Raw genomic sequence first — 18,024 nt, forward strand, 5'->3', positions numbered from 1 at the left:
AGCGCCCACCAGAGTCCAGCTGAGCGCGCAACGGATTCGCCAAGGTCCGGGTCCCAACAGGGTCTGCGAGTGGCTGCGAGCGATCACTGCGTAGTCCTCCATTCGCATGACGTCAAGTCCACGTGAAGCCGCTTCACAATCGTTTCGGCTGCCCCCGTCGAACTTACATCCTGATACAGAACCAGGAGCGTATCGCCTCGAACGTCGCGACCGGTGCTGGATCCGACGGCACGTCCAGCGCACCATCCGCACACACGCTTCGCGTCGACGAATGTTCACTACGCCAACAAAGCTTTGCCACGGTATCTCGGACTGGTGCGATCCGGATCTACCGTGACGACGCCTTACTGCGCTCGAGTCCAACCAGCCGAGCGCGATGGGTTGCGAGACATGATTTACTGCCTTCATTCCAAGCGACTCATTCGTTCGCAGCAGTGGGCAATAATCGCGTGGGCGCACCTTTGCGTCTCGCCACCGCGATATGGAAGCTGTCCATCTGCCGTGGCCCGGGGCTGAACACGAACAGCCAATTCGACACTTCGAATGCTTGGGCAATCCGACCACCATGGACGGCCAATCGAGTAAGCCTGAACGCGTCTGTTAACAGAGGATCATCATGTGTCGTACGGCACCGTCCGCGCGCGACCACCCGGCAAGCTGTCAGGAAACTCGACGAACGATGAATGCCTGGTCGCGTCTAGGAGTCCGGAGAAGAACGACTCCGTCCCTCGATGCCAGTCCAGTGGTCGCCTTGGCGGTGAAATCGACGACCCCAGCGCCACTCTCCCGAGCGAAGATCGAACGCTTCAATGCGAAGGGCCGGAGAGTTTTGGACGAGCAAGAGCGAACCGCCGACAAGAGACATCCAGCCAGGCGATGCGAATTCGCCGGGACCGCGTCCTCTTCCTCCAATGGTGAGCCTGGCGGTCTCCATCCGCCGCGTACTTCCGAGCACCCTGGCCTACGGCCGCGTCGCTGACTGGCACGCGGGAGTTCTGAAATCGCTAGAATGTCATTTGGCTTGGAGACGAACACACCTCCTTCTCGGAGAGCACGAGTGAGTCGATCGTTCAGAAGCCTCGGTCCCGCAATATGGGCTTCTCTCCGGCCGATTCGATCGCCGGAGCAGCCCACCAGGGCTACCAGGCGCAACACGGGCACCAGTCGGACGGCGAGTCTCGCAGCCTTCGCCTGAAGTCGGTGGAAGGCAGGTGACGGACCGGTTCGACTCACCGTCGCGCCGACGTGGCAACCGCTCTGATTTGTATTCCGCGACCCGAGTGGCGCTATGTTGATGTCCGCACACAATACCAGCCCCACCGCCGCAAGTCTCCAATCGGCTTGAGCAAACGCGCGCTGCGTTCATGATGGCCTCACTTATGCCACGGCCGGCCTTCGCTTCGGCCGCACTGATGCTAATCGCCGCGACGGCCAGCACTGTGCTTCCAAGAAGTCTCTTCGGCATGATCACTCCTCGATGCGGTGAATGCTAGAACTTCCTTCGCTTGTGACACCTGACCCACTCCTTCCAGCGCGCGCTTGCTCGCCTCGTCCGCGACTTGATAGAGCACTCAGATGAATCGCGCTCGTTGAGCTCGACTTCGAAGCCGCGAGCACGATGTGGTAAGTATCATGTCGAGCGTGAAATGTCGTGTTCAATAGAAAGATTGCGACAACGCGGCGCGAAGATGCGACAGGCGCTCGCCACGACGGCGCTGCTTGCTAGAGCTGCGGATCTCCTCGCGAGCCTGAGAGTGCCTCGATGTGCATCCCGGTCTCGGGGAGAGCAGTAGGGAAATGATCGCGCACCCTGCTGATAGACGGGAGGTAGACGCAGGAGGAATCGTCGAGCTGCTGGAGCGGCACCTGACGTTCAGCGAACGTGAGCGTGCGATGGCGTGGCCAAGGGACCGGTATGAAATCGACGATGCGTGCGCCATCGCCCACGGTGACCGCGACATCGTCCGACTGCCCCAGTCCCCACACTTGCAGCAGCCGTTGGTCTCGCCCCCACTGGGAGCCGGTGGACCAGCGTCGTTCCCTGCGGATCCGTATCGGCGTGAGCTTGTCCCCTCGAGTGCGGTCATACGACCGTCGATGGCCTCGACCATGAGGGGACGTGCGGCCGACCGAAGAAAGTCACCGCGCGATCGCCGAACTCGCCAGGCCCCGGCCCATGTCGTCCAACGGCAAAGCGCGCGTCCGGTGGCCGCGTCGACCACTTTGCACGCGCTTCTCGCCACGATCGTAGATGGCGAGTCCTTGCGCGGCGAAGACGAGGTCGAATGGATAGGTGAGCGTGGCGGCGCCGCGTTGCGTGTCGGAGCGCCAGAGCGGCCGCAACGTGATGCCGGCGTCGCGGCGGGGGGCGGTCCAGTTGGGGGGTTGGTTCGAGCGCAGGTCTGATGAAGCGGCGGCGCTGACCGGTGCAACGAGTCGTGGCGCCAGCACGAGGACAACTGCGGCGAGCAGCGCGAGATCGGACCGGACTCTCAGCATAAGCTACCTCGACTCGTTTTGTCTGGACGCGAGAGATGGCCGGTTGCGAATCTGTGGCCTCGAACGGCCGCCGTCGCGCGACCGCCACAGTCTCCGTCGGTGCTCCCATTCTACATAGATTCTGGCGAGAGTCACGATTGGCTCGTCACATCGAGCTCGTCGCGTTGGTCGTCGCCCGATCACTCCAACGGACATGAGTATCCGCGCGTCTATCGCCTACCTCGTGCTCGCGCTTGCCATGAAGTCGCCGCAGGAGCGCGCGTCGACCGTCAGTATCGTGTCGCGAGGCTCACGTGGACCGGCTGCGACCTCAAGCCGGTCGAAACCCGCTTTCTCGCCTTCCGAGAGCGCCCGGCGGAATGCCTCGCGGAGGGTCGTCGCGACCAAGCTGCGAATGGTTTGGCAGATTGGCGGCGACGCGGATGACACCACCATCATGATGCCGCTGCAGGTGCGCGCGACTCGCGAGCACTTCGTCGTGTATGACGCTATCGCACTTCGACTGCTGGGCGTGACACCGGCTACCGGCAAGATCGTCTGGCGCTTTGGTCGGCCAGGACGCGGTCCGGACGAGTTCAGCGGCGTGGCCAAGGTTACGGCGCGTCGGGAGGGTGGGACTTTCGTCGTTGACATGTCGAGCTCGCGCCTGACGCTAGTCACCGAAGATGGCAAAGGGGGCGAGCGAGTCGACTACAAGATGGGGGTGAACCCCGCGGAGTGTGCGAGGCGGGGAACTGGCGCATCAGCTGCGCGCGACCGAAGGCAAAGGAGCTCGAGCGGACCTCACTGTCGACCGGTCGAGCAGTGGCCGCAGATCTCCCGTGGCCTGAGTTGCGTGAGGTACCGTCACTGCTCGTCAGTCGAAGATCTTCGAGCATCCGAAGGCCGGCGTGTGTCTGGTCAGCATCACATACGGCCCCATGTTCGCGATTCTCGACGACTCGGGGGTGCGCGCGCGCGCCCGCTGGATCGAGGAGATCCCGATGGGGCAGGCGAAGTCGCTCGGCAAGGGCTCCTGGGAGATGCTCCCCAGCGTGAAGTCCGTTCAGGGAGTCACGGGGATCGGGGACTCATTCGCCGTGCTCTTTCGCGGACGAGGGCCCAAGCGAGGGCGCTTCGTCGATTTCTACTCGGTCACCGACGCCGCGTATCTCTTCTCCATCGAACTCCCGTTTGCTCCGACCGACATCGCCTACGGGCACGGGCTGCTGGTTCTCTCCGGTGAGAGTGACGACGGCGCGCCATCTGTTCGTGCGTACCGGTGGCGCCGGCGTTGATGGACTTGTTCGGCAAGCACTGACGAATCGGGCGCGCTGAGCGCCGAGGGAGTGAACGCTCGTCGCGCCATGTCGTTCGGTGGTTCACGATGTCACGCACGACGATGGAAGGGAGGTCATGCGCATGCACCTGCAGCAGAGGGCCCTCTGAAGTGGTCTCGGTTTTCTGAACAGGGTGGATGAGTGGACCGCGGGCTCCCCCAGCGACATGTTCGCCACAACCGAGGAGTCCCCGATGTCGAAACGTCCCCGTCGCAACCATGCCCCGGCCTTCAAGGCGAAGGTCGCCTTGGCCGCGGTGCGCAACGAAGGCACGCTCGCCGAGTTAGCCAAACGGTTTGATGTGCATCCCGGGCAGGTCACCGCCTGGAAGGATCAACTGCTCTCGGGCGCGGCCGGCGTGTTCGGCGGCGGCCCCGTCGAGCCCCCGGTCGACGTGAAGACCCTCCACGCGAAGATCGGCGAGCTCGCGCTCGAGAATGATTTTTTAGAACACGCGCTCGGCAAGGCCGGCCTGCTGAGCGCCAAGCGATGATCGACCGGACGCACGCGTTGCCTGTGACGCGGCAGGCCGAGGCGCTCGGGATCAGTCGCGGCGCGGTGTACTACGTGCCGCGGCCGATGTCGCCGGGTGATCTCGCGCTGATGCGCCAGATCGATGTGTTGCACCTGGACTTCCCGTTCGCCGGCGCGCGCATGTTGCGCCGTCTCCTGCGCGGGGATTTCCCGGGTGTGGGACGCCGACGGATCGGCACCCTGATGCTCCACATGGGGATTGCCGCCGTGTGTCCGCAACCCGGCACCAGCCGCCGCCACCGCGCGCATCCCGTGTTTCCCTATCTGCTGCGCCATCGGACGATCACCCGGCCGAACGAGGTCTGGGCGATGGACATCACGTATATCCCGATGGCGCGCGGCTTCGTCTACCTCGCCGCCGTCCTCGATTGGGCCAGTCGGCGCGTGCTGAGCTGGCGGGTGTCCATCACGCTCGACAGCGCCTTCTGCATCGCGGCGGTGGAGGAGGCGCTGGCGCGCCACGGCCGCCCGGCCATCTTCAACACCGATCAGGGCGCCCAATTCACCAGCGCCGCCTTCACGGGCCTGCTCCACGATCACGGCATCCAGATCAGCATGGACGGCAAGGGCTGCTGGCGGGACAACATCTTCGTCGAGCGCCTCTGGCGCTCCCTCAAGTACGAGGAGGTCTACCTCCATGCCTACGCCTCCGTGTCCGCCGCGACCGCCGGCATCGACCGCTACTTCAGGCTGTACAACAGCCGACGGCCCCACTCCAGCCTGACCGACCGCACGCCCGACGACGCCTATTTCTTCCCGCCACCGCTCCAGGCGGCCGCGTGACCCCCGCTCGCGCTCCAGTTATCCAGCCCCGTCAGGCTGTACAGAAAAACGGAGCCACTTCACTCGTCGCACGCCCCCGACTGCCCAGGCGCGCGATTGGCGATCAGCCCATCTTCCCGTCGAGACTGTTTCTGCGCCATGCCACTCGTGCATTGTCGATCGCTCTTGCGCGCCGCGGGCCCAGCGCATCGGCGATCCTTTCACCGCTACGGATGGAGGGCTCTGCCTGGTGCCGACCCAGCCTCCTCACCCGCCGCGGCGCTATTGGCGCGCCTGTCAGAGCCGGCCAAGGCGCTATCGCATGCGTGGCGTCAGTCGGCCGATATCGCAGGAAGACCGTCTGGCTTCTCTTCGCGAGCCACAGTGTGTCACCGGAAATGCTGAACGCCTGACACAGGAACTGTGGTTGTCGCGGGTCCGACTCGGACAGAGCTTCCCCGAGGCACAATCCGCCAGGCATGAAGGTCGATCCGAGTTTCCAGCGTTCTAGTGCGTATCCCGTGTCATCCAGTCCGGCGGCAAGGCCAACCACCATTCCGTCTTCGCGTAGCCACAGCGTGTCAAGTGCACCAAGCGCGGGGAATACTTGAACCCACCGCCCGACTAGCGGGCTGACCGGTCGCGCCGGCTTGTGCGCCGGATCACACGAGATGGCACAGAGCACTAGCCCACCGGCGGCGATTCGTGCGATTCGCATGGCCTCATCTCACCTTGCTGCCTAACGCATACACTACCACCGACTCCACGCCCTCGTTGCTCGTGTGCACGCCGGCCAGGTAGTCTCGCCCAACCTCAAACACTCGCACACGAGCGGGCACGACTGCCGTGGCCATGGCTGTACCTCCGACGTCGAACACGACGGCTTGGGTTCTGCTGTTGGGGTCTTCGTTGAATGCCATGACCCACATCTCGCCATCCGGACCTGGTACAAACCGCGCAAATGCCGGTGCGAGCCGTGTTCGTAGCCCGATCTCGAACTCAGCCTCGATTCTCGCCCTTTCATCGCTCGTACTTGCTTCGCCGAGCGCCTCTACCTTCACTCTCGCAAGGATCGAGTCGGTATAGGGTCGCCGGTCGGTGGGCATTCTGGCCACACCCACGAACGTTCCAGCACCGTCATATCGTTTGATGACACCGTCTCCGGAATCACCGATCCACACTCGATCGGCGCTGCTACCGAGGACGAGCACAGGTCCCAGCGAGTATCGTGCGACACCCGTTCGCACGGGGCCTGACGAGCGCGTAGCTTAGCCACGAGGCACTCGGCCACTCGCCCATCCAGCGCACCTCCCGGATCTCCAACTTGCGAAGGCCGACGGCCGTTGTCGCGTACCGCTCTTCCGTAGGGCGGCGGCACGAACGGTCCGAAACCCGGCTGGCACGACGAGCAGGGCACCGTTCGCGAGGCGCGCTACCGCACCAACCTCGGGCCGCGTTTCTGGCCCGCAGGAGCAAACGTCCCTTGAATCCCTCACGTACATCATAGACGTTCACGCGGCTCTGAGCGGGCGGTTGCTCGGCGACGAAAAGTGAGTCGCGAACGCGCCACAAAGCCGTCGCGTTCTCCAGTTCGCCCGGTCCGGCACCACGTCTGCCAATGCGCCTCATGAAGTCTCCATTCGACGCGTACACGCGCAGCTCTTGTGACGCGCCATCGAGCACAACCACTTCGCCGCCAGGGAGGCGTGTGACCCCGACGATGCGATCGAAACGCTTTGCGTCGTCCGACTCATCACCAATTGTGAGCAACGGCTTGAGTGCGACGCGTCGTTCGTCCAGGCCCCGTGGACCTTGACGATTCTGCGCACCGACGCTGGTGGACAGGGAGAGCGCGAGCAACACATGGAGCGCGTGACGATACGGTCTTGCACCGGCCCTTCGGCGGAGTTGACCACGGGTCTCTTCAACTCGCCGTTGGCTCTCGTGGACGGACGCGCAGGCACGCTGTTCGTGTCCGTCGCGCGTCAGGAGGCGCTGGTGGGAGAACGCAATAGGAATCAACGACGGCCCGCGAGTTCCAGGAGTTGAGAGAGGGACGCGACGCCGCGATGTACGCCGCTGAGCGAGACAAATGTCGGTGTACCAGTCACCAGTAAGCTGTCCGCCAATTCCGTCTGGAACAACAGTCGTTTTCGCGCATCTTCACCGGTCACACAAGCATCGAACTGTTCTATTTCGGTAACGCCCGCCGCGCCCGCTTCACGGAGCCAGTCCTCATCCTTCTGCCAGAGATCTGTTTGCATCAGCTGCGCGTGAAGGCGCGGGAAGTGCCCGCTTGGCTCGGCGCAGATGGCGGCTCGCGCCGCACCCTCCGCATTGGGATGCGAAGGACCCGGATAGTGAAGTAGGGCTATTCCGACGCCCCTAGCGACCGCGGAGTCGATCGCCGCCTGCGAGGCTCGGCAGAAGGGACACTCATAGTCGGAAATCACGACCACCTCCACCCTTCCGCGCGCGCTGAAGAGTCGTGATCCGGCCTGCTCCATCTCACTCCAGTGCCGCTTGGCCGCTCTGAACGTCGTACGATCGCTCCAGTGGCGCTCCCAGCTTGCTCGAACGAGCGATGACGGTTGCGCAATCAGGTACGCCGCCACGGCCATGCGAGCCGTCGGCGCGTCCCACGGTGCGCAGACTTCACATGGCGGGCCACAAGCAGGATGCGACAGATGTGCGACACGACTCGGGTGATACTTAGGCCCGCGGTCGCAATCCGCATCGCCAACGAGCCGAGCCTTCCGTCACACCCGATTGTACCGCACCGGGTGAACCGCCCGATCACGCCCTGCCGCATCAATCGACCCATTGGCAAAACCGCGCAGATGGGCTTGACTCCATTCGCTTCGCGATGGGTAGCGACGAACGCCGCCAGCACGTCGGTCGGAGAACTCGGGGCGTTTCATCGCGACGCAACCCTACCCGTCTTCCGCCTTCAATGCTCGTAGCAGTCGCGCCGGACTCAGTACACCGGCCTCCTCGTGCGCGCGCTCGAGCGTTCTCCGTTCGACGCTCGCGCATGCAAGCACGCGCTTTACCGTCGTCTCACCGGGAGCCGCGAGCGCGTCGATCCATGCGCGGCGAAATCGCACGGGCAAGGTTGTCAGTTGTTGAACAGCCTCACATCGTCTCGGAGTCGCCTCGCCCCCCTTTGCCGCGCCGCGGGTCCATTCTGGGAGTGCGTCGAAGGCGCGCACGACCAATTCGCATTGCCGATGCAGGCTCAAACGATACACGGCGTGCATGGCCTGCGGATTGATTGCCGGATACACGACCACGCGCAGCTCGCGTCCGGTTCGGGTCAGTTGCGCAGCGACTCTGAGCGCCGTCTCGTCATCAGGTGCGGCGACTTCCGGATCGAGTACCACAGCGATCACATCGCTCCCCATCGACGAAATCGCCGAACCGAGCTGCGCAATGTCGGCCATGCGCTCGTAGCGTACCTTCGCTCGGCCGGGCGAGGCATCGCCGAGGCCGGCGGTAGATCCGCACGACATTTCGCTGACGGTCGCTTCGTCCGCAAGAACGAGAACTACCCCCCCCAACGTTCCCCATTCATCCCCTCTTCCATCCCGAGAAGTCCCCTGTCGTCCGTTCGATGGGCTGGCCGAGCGCCGACGGCGGGCGAACGGTTCAACCCACCAACGATTCGAGAATTCAGCGAATGCCCGACGCTGTCAAGTCAGGGAATGCGCGCACGCACTCGTCGGTTGCCACGCGGGCGAACGCGCATCCGAACTCGCGCACGCGCCGCGCGGTCGCCATGCTTGGGATGGCCGATGCGCTCGATCGTTGATGCGGACACGGTCGCTTGCATCAGTTCGGCGAGCGGACGGGTGCTCGGATACCGCGCTCGTCAGCTGCTCGAGGCGCACCCGTACCGACCGTCGCTGTCTCGCGTTCGTGTTGACTTGCCGCCTTCGTGCTCTTGCGTCGTGGTATGGCTCGCAGAAGCCTCGTCGACAGCGAGCGCCTGGACGTCGTCGAGCAGCGTTCGCCGTCCCCTCCACACCGAATGCCATGCTCACGGCAATCAACGTGGAGTAACCAGACTGAGTCACGGACATCATTGCGCAGCCGAACCGCCAGCGGAGCAGCAGCTCTTTGTATCTCTTGTGCGCGCCGCCTGCGAGCTCGGACGTGGGGCGCACAATCGGTCGCGTCCGCTTGGCGTCCCAATAGGGCCGCAGGTCCAGCCTACTCGCACCGTTTCCACACAACGATTCCTTGTCGCCCTTTCGTGACCGTCTGTCGCATTCGCGCACTTGTCTCGTGGCCTTGTGGGCGCGACTGTCGTCGGCGACGAGCGCGGCTTCCTCAGACTGTCTGGGCCGCGGGTCGCTCGTGGCGTGATGCAGGTCACCTTTCTCGAAGGGGAGGATTGCGACTATGAAACGCAAGCTATGGGTCGTTGGGCTAGCGCTCGTCGGAGGTATCGCTGCGCTCGGGGCGGATGCCCGGGCGGCCACCGCGGTGTATGCCTGCCCGGAGATCGCGCCGACCTTCTGCACTACGATCGACCTCTCGGAGATCTGCGGCCCAGGCTGTACGGTCACACTCGCGGGCTACAATTGATCGAGTGAAGTCGCACGCGAGAGAAGTCAGTGGACACCGTCATCCCGATGATCTCCAACGGTACCGTCCATTGGTCTCGCTCGCGTGCATCGCGGTCCATCGCCGCCGTGCTCGCGGAGTTGCTTCTTGGCGTTCTCATTCGCGCTGGTGTTTTTATTCATAAGGAAGCACAGTTCGAGGAGTCGCTGCGGTCATTCGTACATCGCCATCCGGGAAGATCCTACCGTACGGTGCTTTTCCTGTCGGTTCATGATTGCACCAACTACCTGTGGTTTGCGATGCTTCTACGGCGGAAGTTGCCGCCCGATGACTTCGCCTCGCCGGTGATTGTCGTCGTGTCCGAGCCGGGTTGGTTGAAGGAGCGGACCCCCGACGCCCTCTCTGTATTCATCGATGCTGGCTTTGTCGTCCTACCGATGAAGCGCCCGCGACGCATGCCAGGTATTCCCTCGCGTATCGTCACTTCTCCCACACTCCTGCTGCTGGACCGAAAAGGAACTCAGCTAGCGGAATACTCCATTCGTCCATCCGTCCGTGACATGTACGGAGTCGTCGCCGCGGTCCTCGCGCTCTCGCGATACTCGAGCTAATCATGTGCAGCCATCGCTTGCGCAAACGCATTGGGCAAGGTCCTCACCGTGCGACCTTGCTCCTATTGCTCGCCACCACCTTCGCGCCAGCCGCAAAGGCTCAGCTCCGCTCCGCTCACTTCGCGGACGCTGATCGCGCAACAAGCTCGTTCTCGCGACACGCCCGGAAGCCGGTAGGGAGGGTGAGTGCTTCGGATCGCGGCCAGCGATCGTCGTCAGCGAGTACACGACGCTACCCGGCGATTCGCCTCCGATCGACTTGGACAATCGGGGGAGATGATGCCGATACCACATTCCTGCTTCCGTTCTCCCTTACTACAACGGCGCAACACTTCGTCGTGTACGATGCCATCGCGCGAAGAGTCGTGGCACTCTCGCCCATCTCGGGGAAGGAAGCATGGCGCTTCGGCCGCGCCGGCCGTGGACCGAACGAGTTCGGCGGAATTGCGTTCGTCAGTCCACGACCGGCCGGGGGGGTGCGCATTCTCGACCTTGGCAATCAACGACTGTCGAGTCTCTCGGATCAGGGCACTATCCTTGGCCGGTATGCGTATCCGTTCGGTGCCGATCCGCGCGGCGTCTGCGACCTGCAGGAGTCTCAAGTACGTCTGCGAGCTTTGGTGGACCACGAGATTCAACGAGTCGTCGACGACACCACGGTAGTTGCCGACGGACCGTTGCCGTGGCCAGAACTGGCAGGGCATCCCGGACTAGTTCGACAGTCCCTGCTTGTCTCGCATCCCCGTGGCGATGTGTGCTTCGCGACCCTCTCCTTCGGGCCAAGGTTCGCAATACTCGACAAGGACGGCGTTCGAGCCACCGGTTCCTGGATCGAGCCGGTTCCCTTGGCGCGAGCTCGCTCACTCGGGAAAGGATCATGGACCATGATGCCCGGCAGCGTCATTACCACGACGAGCGCGACTGGTGTGGGAGAGACCTTTGCGGTCCTTTTCGAAGGGCGCTCGACGCAGCGAAAGCGCGTTATCGACTTCTATTCGATCGCCGACGCCTCCTACCTGTTCTCCATCGTGCTGCCCTTCGAAGCCAAGGTCATCGGCTACGGCCATGGACTGCTCGTCGCCATGGGTGAGACATCGGATGGTGCTCCTTTCGTTCGTGCGATGAGCGCCTCGCCTTCGCTTGAGACGCTTGTGAGTCGGGCAAGGGCGGCCACGCGGTAGCTCAGTCGGCGGCACGGAGGGTCTCGCGTGATACTGCCGCACAAGCGCGGTTCACTGCCTTCTTCTCAGATCGCTGACTTCGATGCCTTATCCTGTTTGGTTGTTCCTTGTGTCGACTTTGCTTGCGCCAATGGCCTGGACGTGTGGGGTCGCGAACGAAGGTGACGACCGCCCTCCTCTCCAATGAGGGAGAAGGACCGTCGCGACCGGTCGCCTCAGACAACAATGGGACATTGGGGGTGACGCGAATGACACGACCATCCTCCTCCCGCTGCAGCTGCGAGCCACGCGCCAGCATTTTGTGGTTTTTGGAGTTGCCAGACTTTCGTGGAGAGCTGGTAAGTTCTCAAACGAACTCACTCGACGTCGACCAGGCTTGTGGGTGACCCCACACTGCTCAGGGCTGAGGCCTCCAATGTGGCTGTGCCATCGGGTACGGTTGTAGAAAGTATCGATGTAGTCAGCGATGTCCGTCAGTGCGACGTCGCGGCTCGCATAGATGCGCTCCTTGATCCGTTCATTCTTAAAGCTGCTGAAGAAGGACTCCGCTACCGCATTGTCCCAGCAGTTGCCGTTCCGGCTCATGCTCGGCTCAAGGCGATTGGAGCGACAGAAGCGTCGCCATGCATCGCTGCCGACATGGGTCCCCTGATCGGAGTGCACATTGGTCCTCCGCGGCCGCCGCTGCTTCACGGCTGATGCGAGCGCGTTCAAGACCAGTTCGTGATGGATCGTCGGGCCACCGGCCCACCCGACACCTTGCGGGAGAACAGATCGATCACGACCGCGAGGTAGCGCCACCCGTGCCACGTCCGGATGTAGGTGATGTCCGTCGCTCAGGCCGCGTTAGGCTGCGTAGGCGAGAACTGGCGCTTGAGGAGGTTCGGCGTCAGCACGGCCGGCTTGCCGACCTCCCAACGGCGCGTGCGATAACCATGCAGCGCGCGGAGCCGTTCTCACGCATCAGGCGGGCAACGCGATGCTTGCTGCACGTCTCGCCGGCCTCCCGGAGATCAACGAACACCCGCGCGCCCCGTAGATGCCCTGGCTCGCCGTGAATGAGGCACGGATCAATCGCAGCAATCGCGCGTCCTCCACCGCTCGCGCTGACTGCGGGCACTTAAGCCACTGGTAGTACCCGCTGGGCGCGACGCCCAACTCGCGGCACATTACCTCAGTGGGGAATTGCTACCGATGTGCCGTGATGAACTCGTACTTCCGCCGCACTCGATCTGCTTTGGGCTTCGCTGGCACGGGCTCTTCCTCTCGTTGAGGTGCTTGACCTTAGCACCCTCCACGACAATCTGGTGACTCCACTCACTGCCGATGTCGCACTTTGGGCCTCGATTGTCGCACGTTCTCCCTTGCAAGTGCGCTGAGTGCCCCCAAACGTGCTTCTCCGCGACGGGTGAGCGGCCGACGCGCATGGCGCGGTCGCAAGTCACGCCGGACGGAAGACTCAAACTCTGAGCTGGAGAGGCCTCATGATCCGCACCGTACTGTCCCACGCTCGCAATCTGGCGCTCGCACTCTTTGCCGCCTCCCTGTTGGGGTCAAGCGCGTCGGCAGCGCCGATCTGCGATCCGTCACCCAACGGTCAATGCATCTGCTGCGGCTCGAACTGTTGCCAAGTGATCTGCGGCGACCAGAACTGCAACTGCTGTAGCGGCTCGTGCTCAGGCAACCACTGCTACTAGCACTCGCAACCGGCGCGCGCGCTCCTCGCAGAGTCTTTTCCTCAGCAGTCGCGGATGAGCGCGCGGTCGATTCTCTCGTCATGCGTCAAGCAACCAGCCTCCCAGCCATGAAACGCGATCGTCTGAGCATCATTGTGAATGTCGTCGTGCTCGTTGTTGTGGCATACGCGTTGCTTCGACCGAGTGGACCGTTAGGTGCACGCCTCGCAGAGTGGAATCGGGAGCGCCGTCGCGACCGGATACTGGCCACTTCCTGGTCAACAGTGGCGGACGGAAGTCGTCTCGACTCCTCCTCGGCGCCGATTGCGCTCGTGGAGTTCTCAGACTATGAGTGCCCGTACTGCAGGCAGCAACACACCGTTCTCTCCGCGAGCATTGCAGCAGGTAGGTCTCAGGGTGTTGCCTTTCGACACCTTCCTTTGGCGATCCATCCCCGTGCGCGAGGCGCGGCACTCGCCGCCATCTGCGCAGATCGTGTCGGGCGCTTCGTGCCAATGCACGAGCGCCTCTTCACGACCACGACGTGGATCGCTGACACCAACTGGGTGCGAGAGGCGCTAGCTTCCGGCGTTACCGACACAGCCACCTTCACGGCGTGCATGAGAGGTCGATCCGCCCAGGAACGCCTAGAGAGCGACGTGGCACTCGCAAGGGACTTGGGAATCAAGGGCACGCCAACCTTCATTAGTCCGCATGAGTACTATGAAGGCGTACTTCCAGAATCCACGGCCGTGAGAATGATGAGCCGTTCGGGAAGCTGAGCAGTCTTCGGAATTCACACAAACTCTTCTACACGGTGCCCGCGCGCGCTGCCGCTCACGCGGTCATCGGGCTCTCTCTCAAGACGCGTCGCACCGATTGCCACTGAGAATGCGATCCGAATGACAGCACAGTTTGAGTTTCGGCAATCGCGGCACCGAGTATCGGTTCGGACTGCACTCGTTGCCGTGCTCTGCGTCGCCTGTGTTCTCGAGTCGGACGGCACTTCCGCACGTCAAGCAGATTCATCGGCGCGACCTGTTCGACGACGCGAGCTCTCATTGGCCAGCAACGCCAGCTACGTCCTACGCTACGACGAAGCATCCGGAAGAGGCCCGCTCGATGTTGTCGGCGCAGTCCGGCTCACGAACGGCGTGACGGTTGTCGCTTCCGCACAAAGCACTCGTCTCGAGTTCTACGCCGCGACCGGTACCCTCGTCCGCACGATAGGCAGACGTGGCAAGGGACCCGGTGAGTTCGGCGCACTCGCCGCATTGTGGCGCACCGGTGACGACTCCTTGATCACATTTGAGGGCGGTCTCACTCGCAATTTCGCCCTGTTTGACTCAAGTGGGAAGTTTGCACGGACCTGGACGTCGATGGGCGGGGACTCGAGTACACGATATCTCATACCTCTGGCTGCTTTGCCGGACGGTCGTGTCGCCGCCCGGACCATGAACGTGATCAGTCCGCTTCCCGTCGCACAGACGACACGCCCCCTCACCTCCATACTCCTGTTTTCCCGGGACTGGAGCGATCCGCAACATCTATTTCGCCTGCCGGATACATATCGATTTCAAGGTCCCGGCGACCTCCAGTCCGAGGTGCCGTTCACTCCGGAACCTCTCGCTGCGTTCTCGCGCAGCGCGGGCTTCTTCGCGCAATCGGACTCTTCGGTCGTCCATGTGCGGCGTTTCGGCGACCGCAGTCTCGCGATGATTCGGTGGAGCGAAGATCGCCGCGCCGTTACCTCACAAGACGTCGAGCGAGAGTTGGCGCGGCGAGTGAACGAAGCGAACACCTTGTACAGCAACGCACCAGCATTGAGACGACGCTTCGTTGACGGTGCGCTCCGCCCGATGTTTCGGCAGATGTCCCTTCCGACATCGCTTCCTCTCCTCGGCCGCCTGCTCGTCGACTCCGAGGGCCTACTGTGGGTACTGTCCTACGTCACACCGGCCGAGCGATTCGTGGCATCGCGCACCGCCCGTATTTTCGACGCCAGTGGCAACATGGTGGACCGGATCGAGCTCCGTGCGGGATTTGAACCCACGCAGATCGGACCTGACTTCGTGCTCGGGATTCGGACGGACGCGGACGGCGTGACGTCGGTCGAATCGTACGTACTGACACGAGGGAGCACGACTTCGTCACCGTGACGGACGGCGCATAGGTGTCGCCAGCTGCCAAGATCTCGCCCCAGGTGCAGCGCATGGCATGCTCCATCGCGACCGTTCCCGGGGATCACCCCCTGTGTCAGGATAGTTGTCACATGAGCGGTGCGTCAGCATCGGTCATGGTCACGTCGTAGGGGGCGGAGGAATAGGGTCCGATGGCGGAGTACAGTGCCGCGTTCAAGGCGCGGGTGGTGAAGCAACTGGTCGGGCCGCAGGCGGTGAGTGCGACGCGCTTGGCGGCGGCGGTGGGGGTGCCGCAACCGACGCTCTCGCGATGGTTGCGCGACGTGCGTAGCATGGACGGCATGCCTCGACGTGAACGAAAGGAATGGACCGGCGCGGAGAAGCTCCGTGTCGTGCTGGCGGCGGCCGGCTTGGAGGAAAGCGCCCTCGGGGCCCTGCTGCGCCGCGAAGGGGTGCAGGACACGCAGCTCACCGCGTGGCGCCAAGCGGCGGAGACGGCGCTCGACGCTGCGCCGCGCCGGGCGCCGGGCGGGGCGTCTGCCGAGGCGAAGCGCATCCAGGCGTTGGAGCGGGGGCTGGCGCGGAAGGACCGCGCGCTCGCCGAGACGGCGGCGCTGCTGGTCCTGAAAGAAAGTCCAGGCGATCTGGGGGGACGCGGACGAGCCCACGCCCCCGCGGCGCGGGCGCTCATGATCACGCTCGTCGACGCGGCCGTCGCCAGCGGGGCCCGGCGGGTGTCCGCCTGCGCGGTGCTCGGCCTGAGCGGGCGCACGCAGGTGCCGCAGCGCCGGGCCGTACCGGCGCACGTCGCCACCGGGCCGGATCAGCTGTGGAGCTGGGATATCACGTATCTCAAGACGCCCGTGCGGGGCGTCTTCCTGTACTTGTACCTGATCCTGGATATCTGGAGCCGGAAGATCGTGGGCTGGTCGGTGCAAGCCACGGAACGCGCCGAGCACGCCGCGGACCTGTTCACCGCCACGTGTCACGCGGCGGCGTGTGAGCCGCAGGGGATTGTGCTGTACGCCGACAACGGGAGCCCGATGAAAGGGGCGACCATGCTCGCCACGCTCGAGCGCCTCGGCGTGCTGCCCTCGTTTAGTCGTCCCGGCGTGAGCAACGACAATCCGTTTTCGGAGGCGCTGTTCCGCACGCTCAAGTATTGCCCGGCCTTCCCGTCGCAGCCGTTTGCCGATGGGGCGAGCGCGTCGACCTGGGTCGCCGCCTTCGTGCAGTGGTACAACCACGAACACCAGCACAGCGCGATTCGCTTCGTGACGCCGGCGCAACGGCACGCGCGCGCCGATGCCGCGATCCTCGCGCGACGCCACGCGGTCTATACCGCCGCCCGCGCGCGGCAGCCCGGGCGGTGGAGTGGCACGACGCGCAACTGGTCGCCGATCACGACCGTCCGGCGGAATCCGGAGCGCGTCCCGACCTCCACCGGGAGGGCCAACGAAGAGTAGCAGGTCATACGACAACTACCTTGACACTCACCACTTCCGTGGCCCGAGTTGCGGAGTCTGCCCTCCCTCGTTCGCCATTCAAAGATCTTCGAGCATCCAAGCGCTGGAGTCTGCCTGGTCTCCGTGACATATGGTCCGATGTTCGCAATTCTGGATGAATCAGGCGTGCGCGTTCGCTCGCGATGGATAGAGGACATTCCGATGGGGGAGGCGAAGTCGCTCGGCAAGGGCTCATGGGAGATGCTCCCCAGCGTGAAGTCCGTGCAGGGCGCCACCGCCGTCGGCAACTCCTTCGCTGTCCTCTTTCGTGGCCGGGGCCCCAAGCGCGGGCGTTTCGTCGACTTCTACTCGGTGACCGACGCCGCGTATCTCTTCTCGATCGAACTTCCGTATGCCGCCACGGACGTCGCCTTCGCTCATGGATTGCTGGTGCTCGCCGGGGAGACCGAGGAGGGGGCGCCGTTCGTGCGGTCGTATTCGGCGACTCAATCACTCGATGGAATGGTCGCGAAGGCCCTCGGATCGACAACCACCGTGACTCCCTAGGGGCGCCCGTAACGATCACTCAGGCGGCGCCTCCTTCGCTCTACGCCGATTTGACGGCAACCTTTCCCGCTGTTGCCGCGCATCTCCGCCGGTCTCCTGCTACGATCGCCAGCTACATCAGCCCGAAGTGAGTCGGAAGCCTTGCGAGCTGCGCGACAGCTTCGCGAGTCCGGACGGGCGCCAATGCGGGCGACTGAGTGTACCCGATGACAAGCTCGACCAACGCTAGGTCGTGTCGTAGTTCTGTCGCATGTTTCTATTTGCCGATAGATGCTCGCGTTCTCACCATAGTCGACGGCTCGCGACGTACTCGTGAGCCGCTGGCGCGCGGCGATTGGCGTTCGCGCGCCATTTCACATCGTGAACGGAGGCGGCTATGAAGCGAGTGCTGATCTACGCGGGGCTGCTCGGATGCGTAGTATTCGTGGCTCACGCCGAACAGGGGGATGCACAGGTATTCGAGGGAGGCTGTCCGTCAGTCGAGATGACCGTGTGCAAACGCGTCGACCTCTCCGAAGTCTGCGGTCCTGGATGCTACGTGGACCTGATTGGCAGGATGACCGACGAGTGACGCCAGACCTGGGTCGCGGGACTGGCGTTAACCAGCGGGTCAGTAGGTTTTCGAGGAGGGAATCGCCAGTTCCGCGGCGCAGTGGGGATTGGTGGCATTGGTTGCTCTTGCTGACGATGACACTACTTGGATTCGGACTCAGGCAGGAT

The 18,024-nt window shown here is 63.6% G+C and carries 12 protein-coding genes and 1 pseudogene; 8 read left to right on the forward strand and 5 right to left on the reverse strand.

Features of this window, described 5'->3' with window-relative positions:
* Window positions 1-2,139: 2,139 nt before the first annotated feature.
* Window positions 2,140-2,499, reverse strand: a complete 360-nt coding sequence (locus IPN47_22780) for a hypothetical protein (GenBank protein ID MBK9410822.1) — start codon at window positions 2,497-2,499, stop codon at window positions 2,140-2,142.
* Window positions 2,500-3,419: 920 nt separating this feature from the next.
* Between IPN47_22780 and IPN47_22785 the strand changes: the two genes are divergently transcribed.
* Window positions 3,420-3,776, forward strand: a complete 357-nt coding sequence (locus IPN47_22785; protein ID MBK9410823.1) for a hypothetical protein — start codon at window positions 3,420-3,422, stop codon at window positions 3,774-3,776.
* Between the two features lie 235 nt (window positions 3,777-4,011).
* Window positions 4,012-5,135 (forward strand): IS3 family transposase gene (locus IPN47_22790; protein ID MBK9410824.1). Its coding sequence is split into 2 segments (ribosomal slippage): window positions 4,012-4,258 and window positions 4,258-5,135, totalling 1,125 coding nucleotides; the frame shifts between segments, so codons are not numbered across the junction.
* A 701-nt stretch (window positions 5,136-5,836) separates the two neighbouring features.
* Here IPN47_22790 and IPN47_22795 read toward each other — a convergent pair.
* From IPN47_22795 to IPN47_22805, 3 genes are all read right to left on the reverse strand, one after another.
* Window positions 5,837-6,325 (reverse strand): hypothetical protein, encoded by a 489-nt coding sequence (locus IPN47_22795; protein MBK9410825.1) that lies wholly within the window; start codon window positions 6,323-6,325, stop codon window positions 5,837-5,839.
* 807 nt (window positions 6,326-7,132) lie between these two features.
* Window positions 7,133-7,621 (reverse strand): DsbA family protein, encoded by a 489-nt coding sequence (locus IPN47_22800; protein ID MBK9410826.1) that lies wholly within the window; start codon window positions 7,619-7,621, stop codon window positions 7,133-7,135.
* A gap of 426 nt (window positions 7,622-8,047) precedes the next feature.
* Window positions 8,048-8,557, reverse strand: coding sequence for a hypothetical protein (locus IPN47_22805; GenBank protein ID MBK9410827.1), 510 nt, complete (start codon window positions 8,555-8,557; stop codon window positions 8,048-8,050).
* Window positions 8,558-9,733: 1,176 nt separating this feature from the next.
* Here IPN47_22805 and IPN47_22810 point away from each other — a divergent pair.
* Window positions 9,734-10,294 carry a hypothetical protein gene (locus tag IPN47_22810; protein MBK9410828.1) on the forward strand — a complete coding sequence of 187 codons (561 nt, stop codon included), beginning with the start codon at window positions 9,734-9,736 and terminating at the stop codon, window positions 10,292-10,294.
* A gap of 338 nt (window positions 10,295-10,632) precedes the next feature.
* Window positions 10,633-11,475, forward strand: coding sequence for a hypothetical protein (locus IPN47_22815; GenBank protein MBK9410829.1), 843 nt, complete (start codon window positions 10,633-10,635; stop codon window positions 11,473-11,475).
* A 399-nt stretch (window positions 11,476-11,874) separates the two neighbouring features.
* Here the strand turns inward: IPN47_22815 and IPN47_22820 are convergent.
* Window positions 11,875-12,729, reverse strand: a pseudogene (locus IPN47_22820) (IS3 family transposase).
* Window positions 12,730-13,279: 550 nt separating this feature from the next.
* Here IPN47_22820 and IPN47_22825 point away from each other — a divergent pair.
* From IPN47_22825 to IPN47_22840, 4 genes are all read left to right on the forward strand, one after another.
* Window positions 13,280-13,933, forward strand: a complete 654-nt coding sequence (locus tag IPN47_22825) for a thioredoxin domain-containing protein (GenBank protein MBK9410830.1) — start codon at window positions 13,280-13,282, stop codon at window positions 13,931-13,933.
* Between the two features lie 279 nt (window positions 13,934-14,212).
* On the forward strand, window positions 14,213-15,310 hold the full coding sequence (locus IPN47_22830) for a hypothetical protein (GenBank protein ID MBK9410831.1): 1,098 nt from the start codon (window positions 14,213-14,215) through the stop codon (window positions 15,308-15,310).
* A gap of 173 nt (window positions 15,311-15,483) precedes the next feature.
* Complete coding sequence (locus IPN47_22835; protein MBK9410832.1) at window positions 15,484-16,758, forward strand: IS3 family transposase; 1,275 nt, start codon at window positions 15,484-15,486, stop codon at window positions 16,756-16,758.
* 201 nt (window positions 16,759-16,959) lie between these two features.
* Window positions 16,960-17,304, forward strand: coding sequence for a hypothetical protein (locus IPN47_22840; protein ID MBK9410833.1), 345 nt, complete (start codon window positions 16,960-16,962; stop codon window positions 17,302-17,304).
* The last annotated feature ends 720 nt before the right edge of the window (window positions 17,305-18,024 follow it).

Source organism: Gemmatimonadota bacterium (genome assembly GCA_016719105.1).
Taxonomy (GTDB): domain Bacteria; phylum Gemmatimonadota; class Gemmatimonadetes; order Gemmatimonadales; family Gemmatimonadaceae; genus SCN-70-22.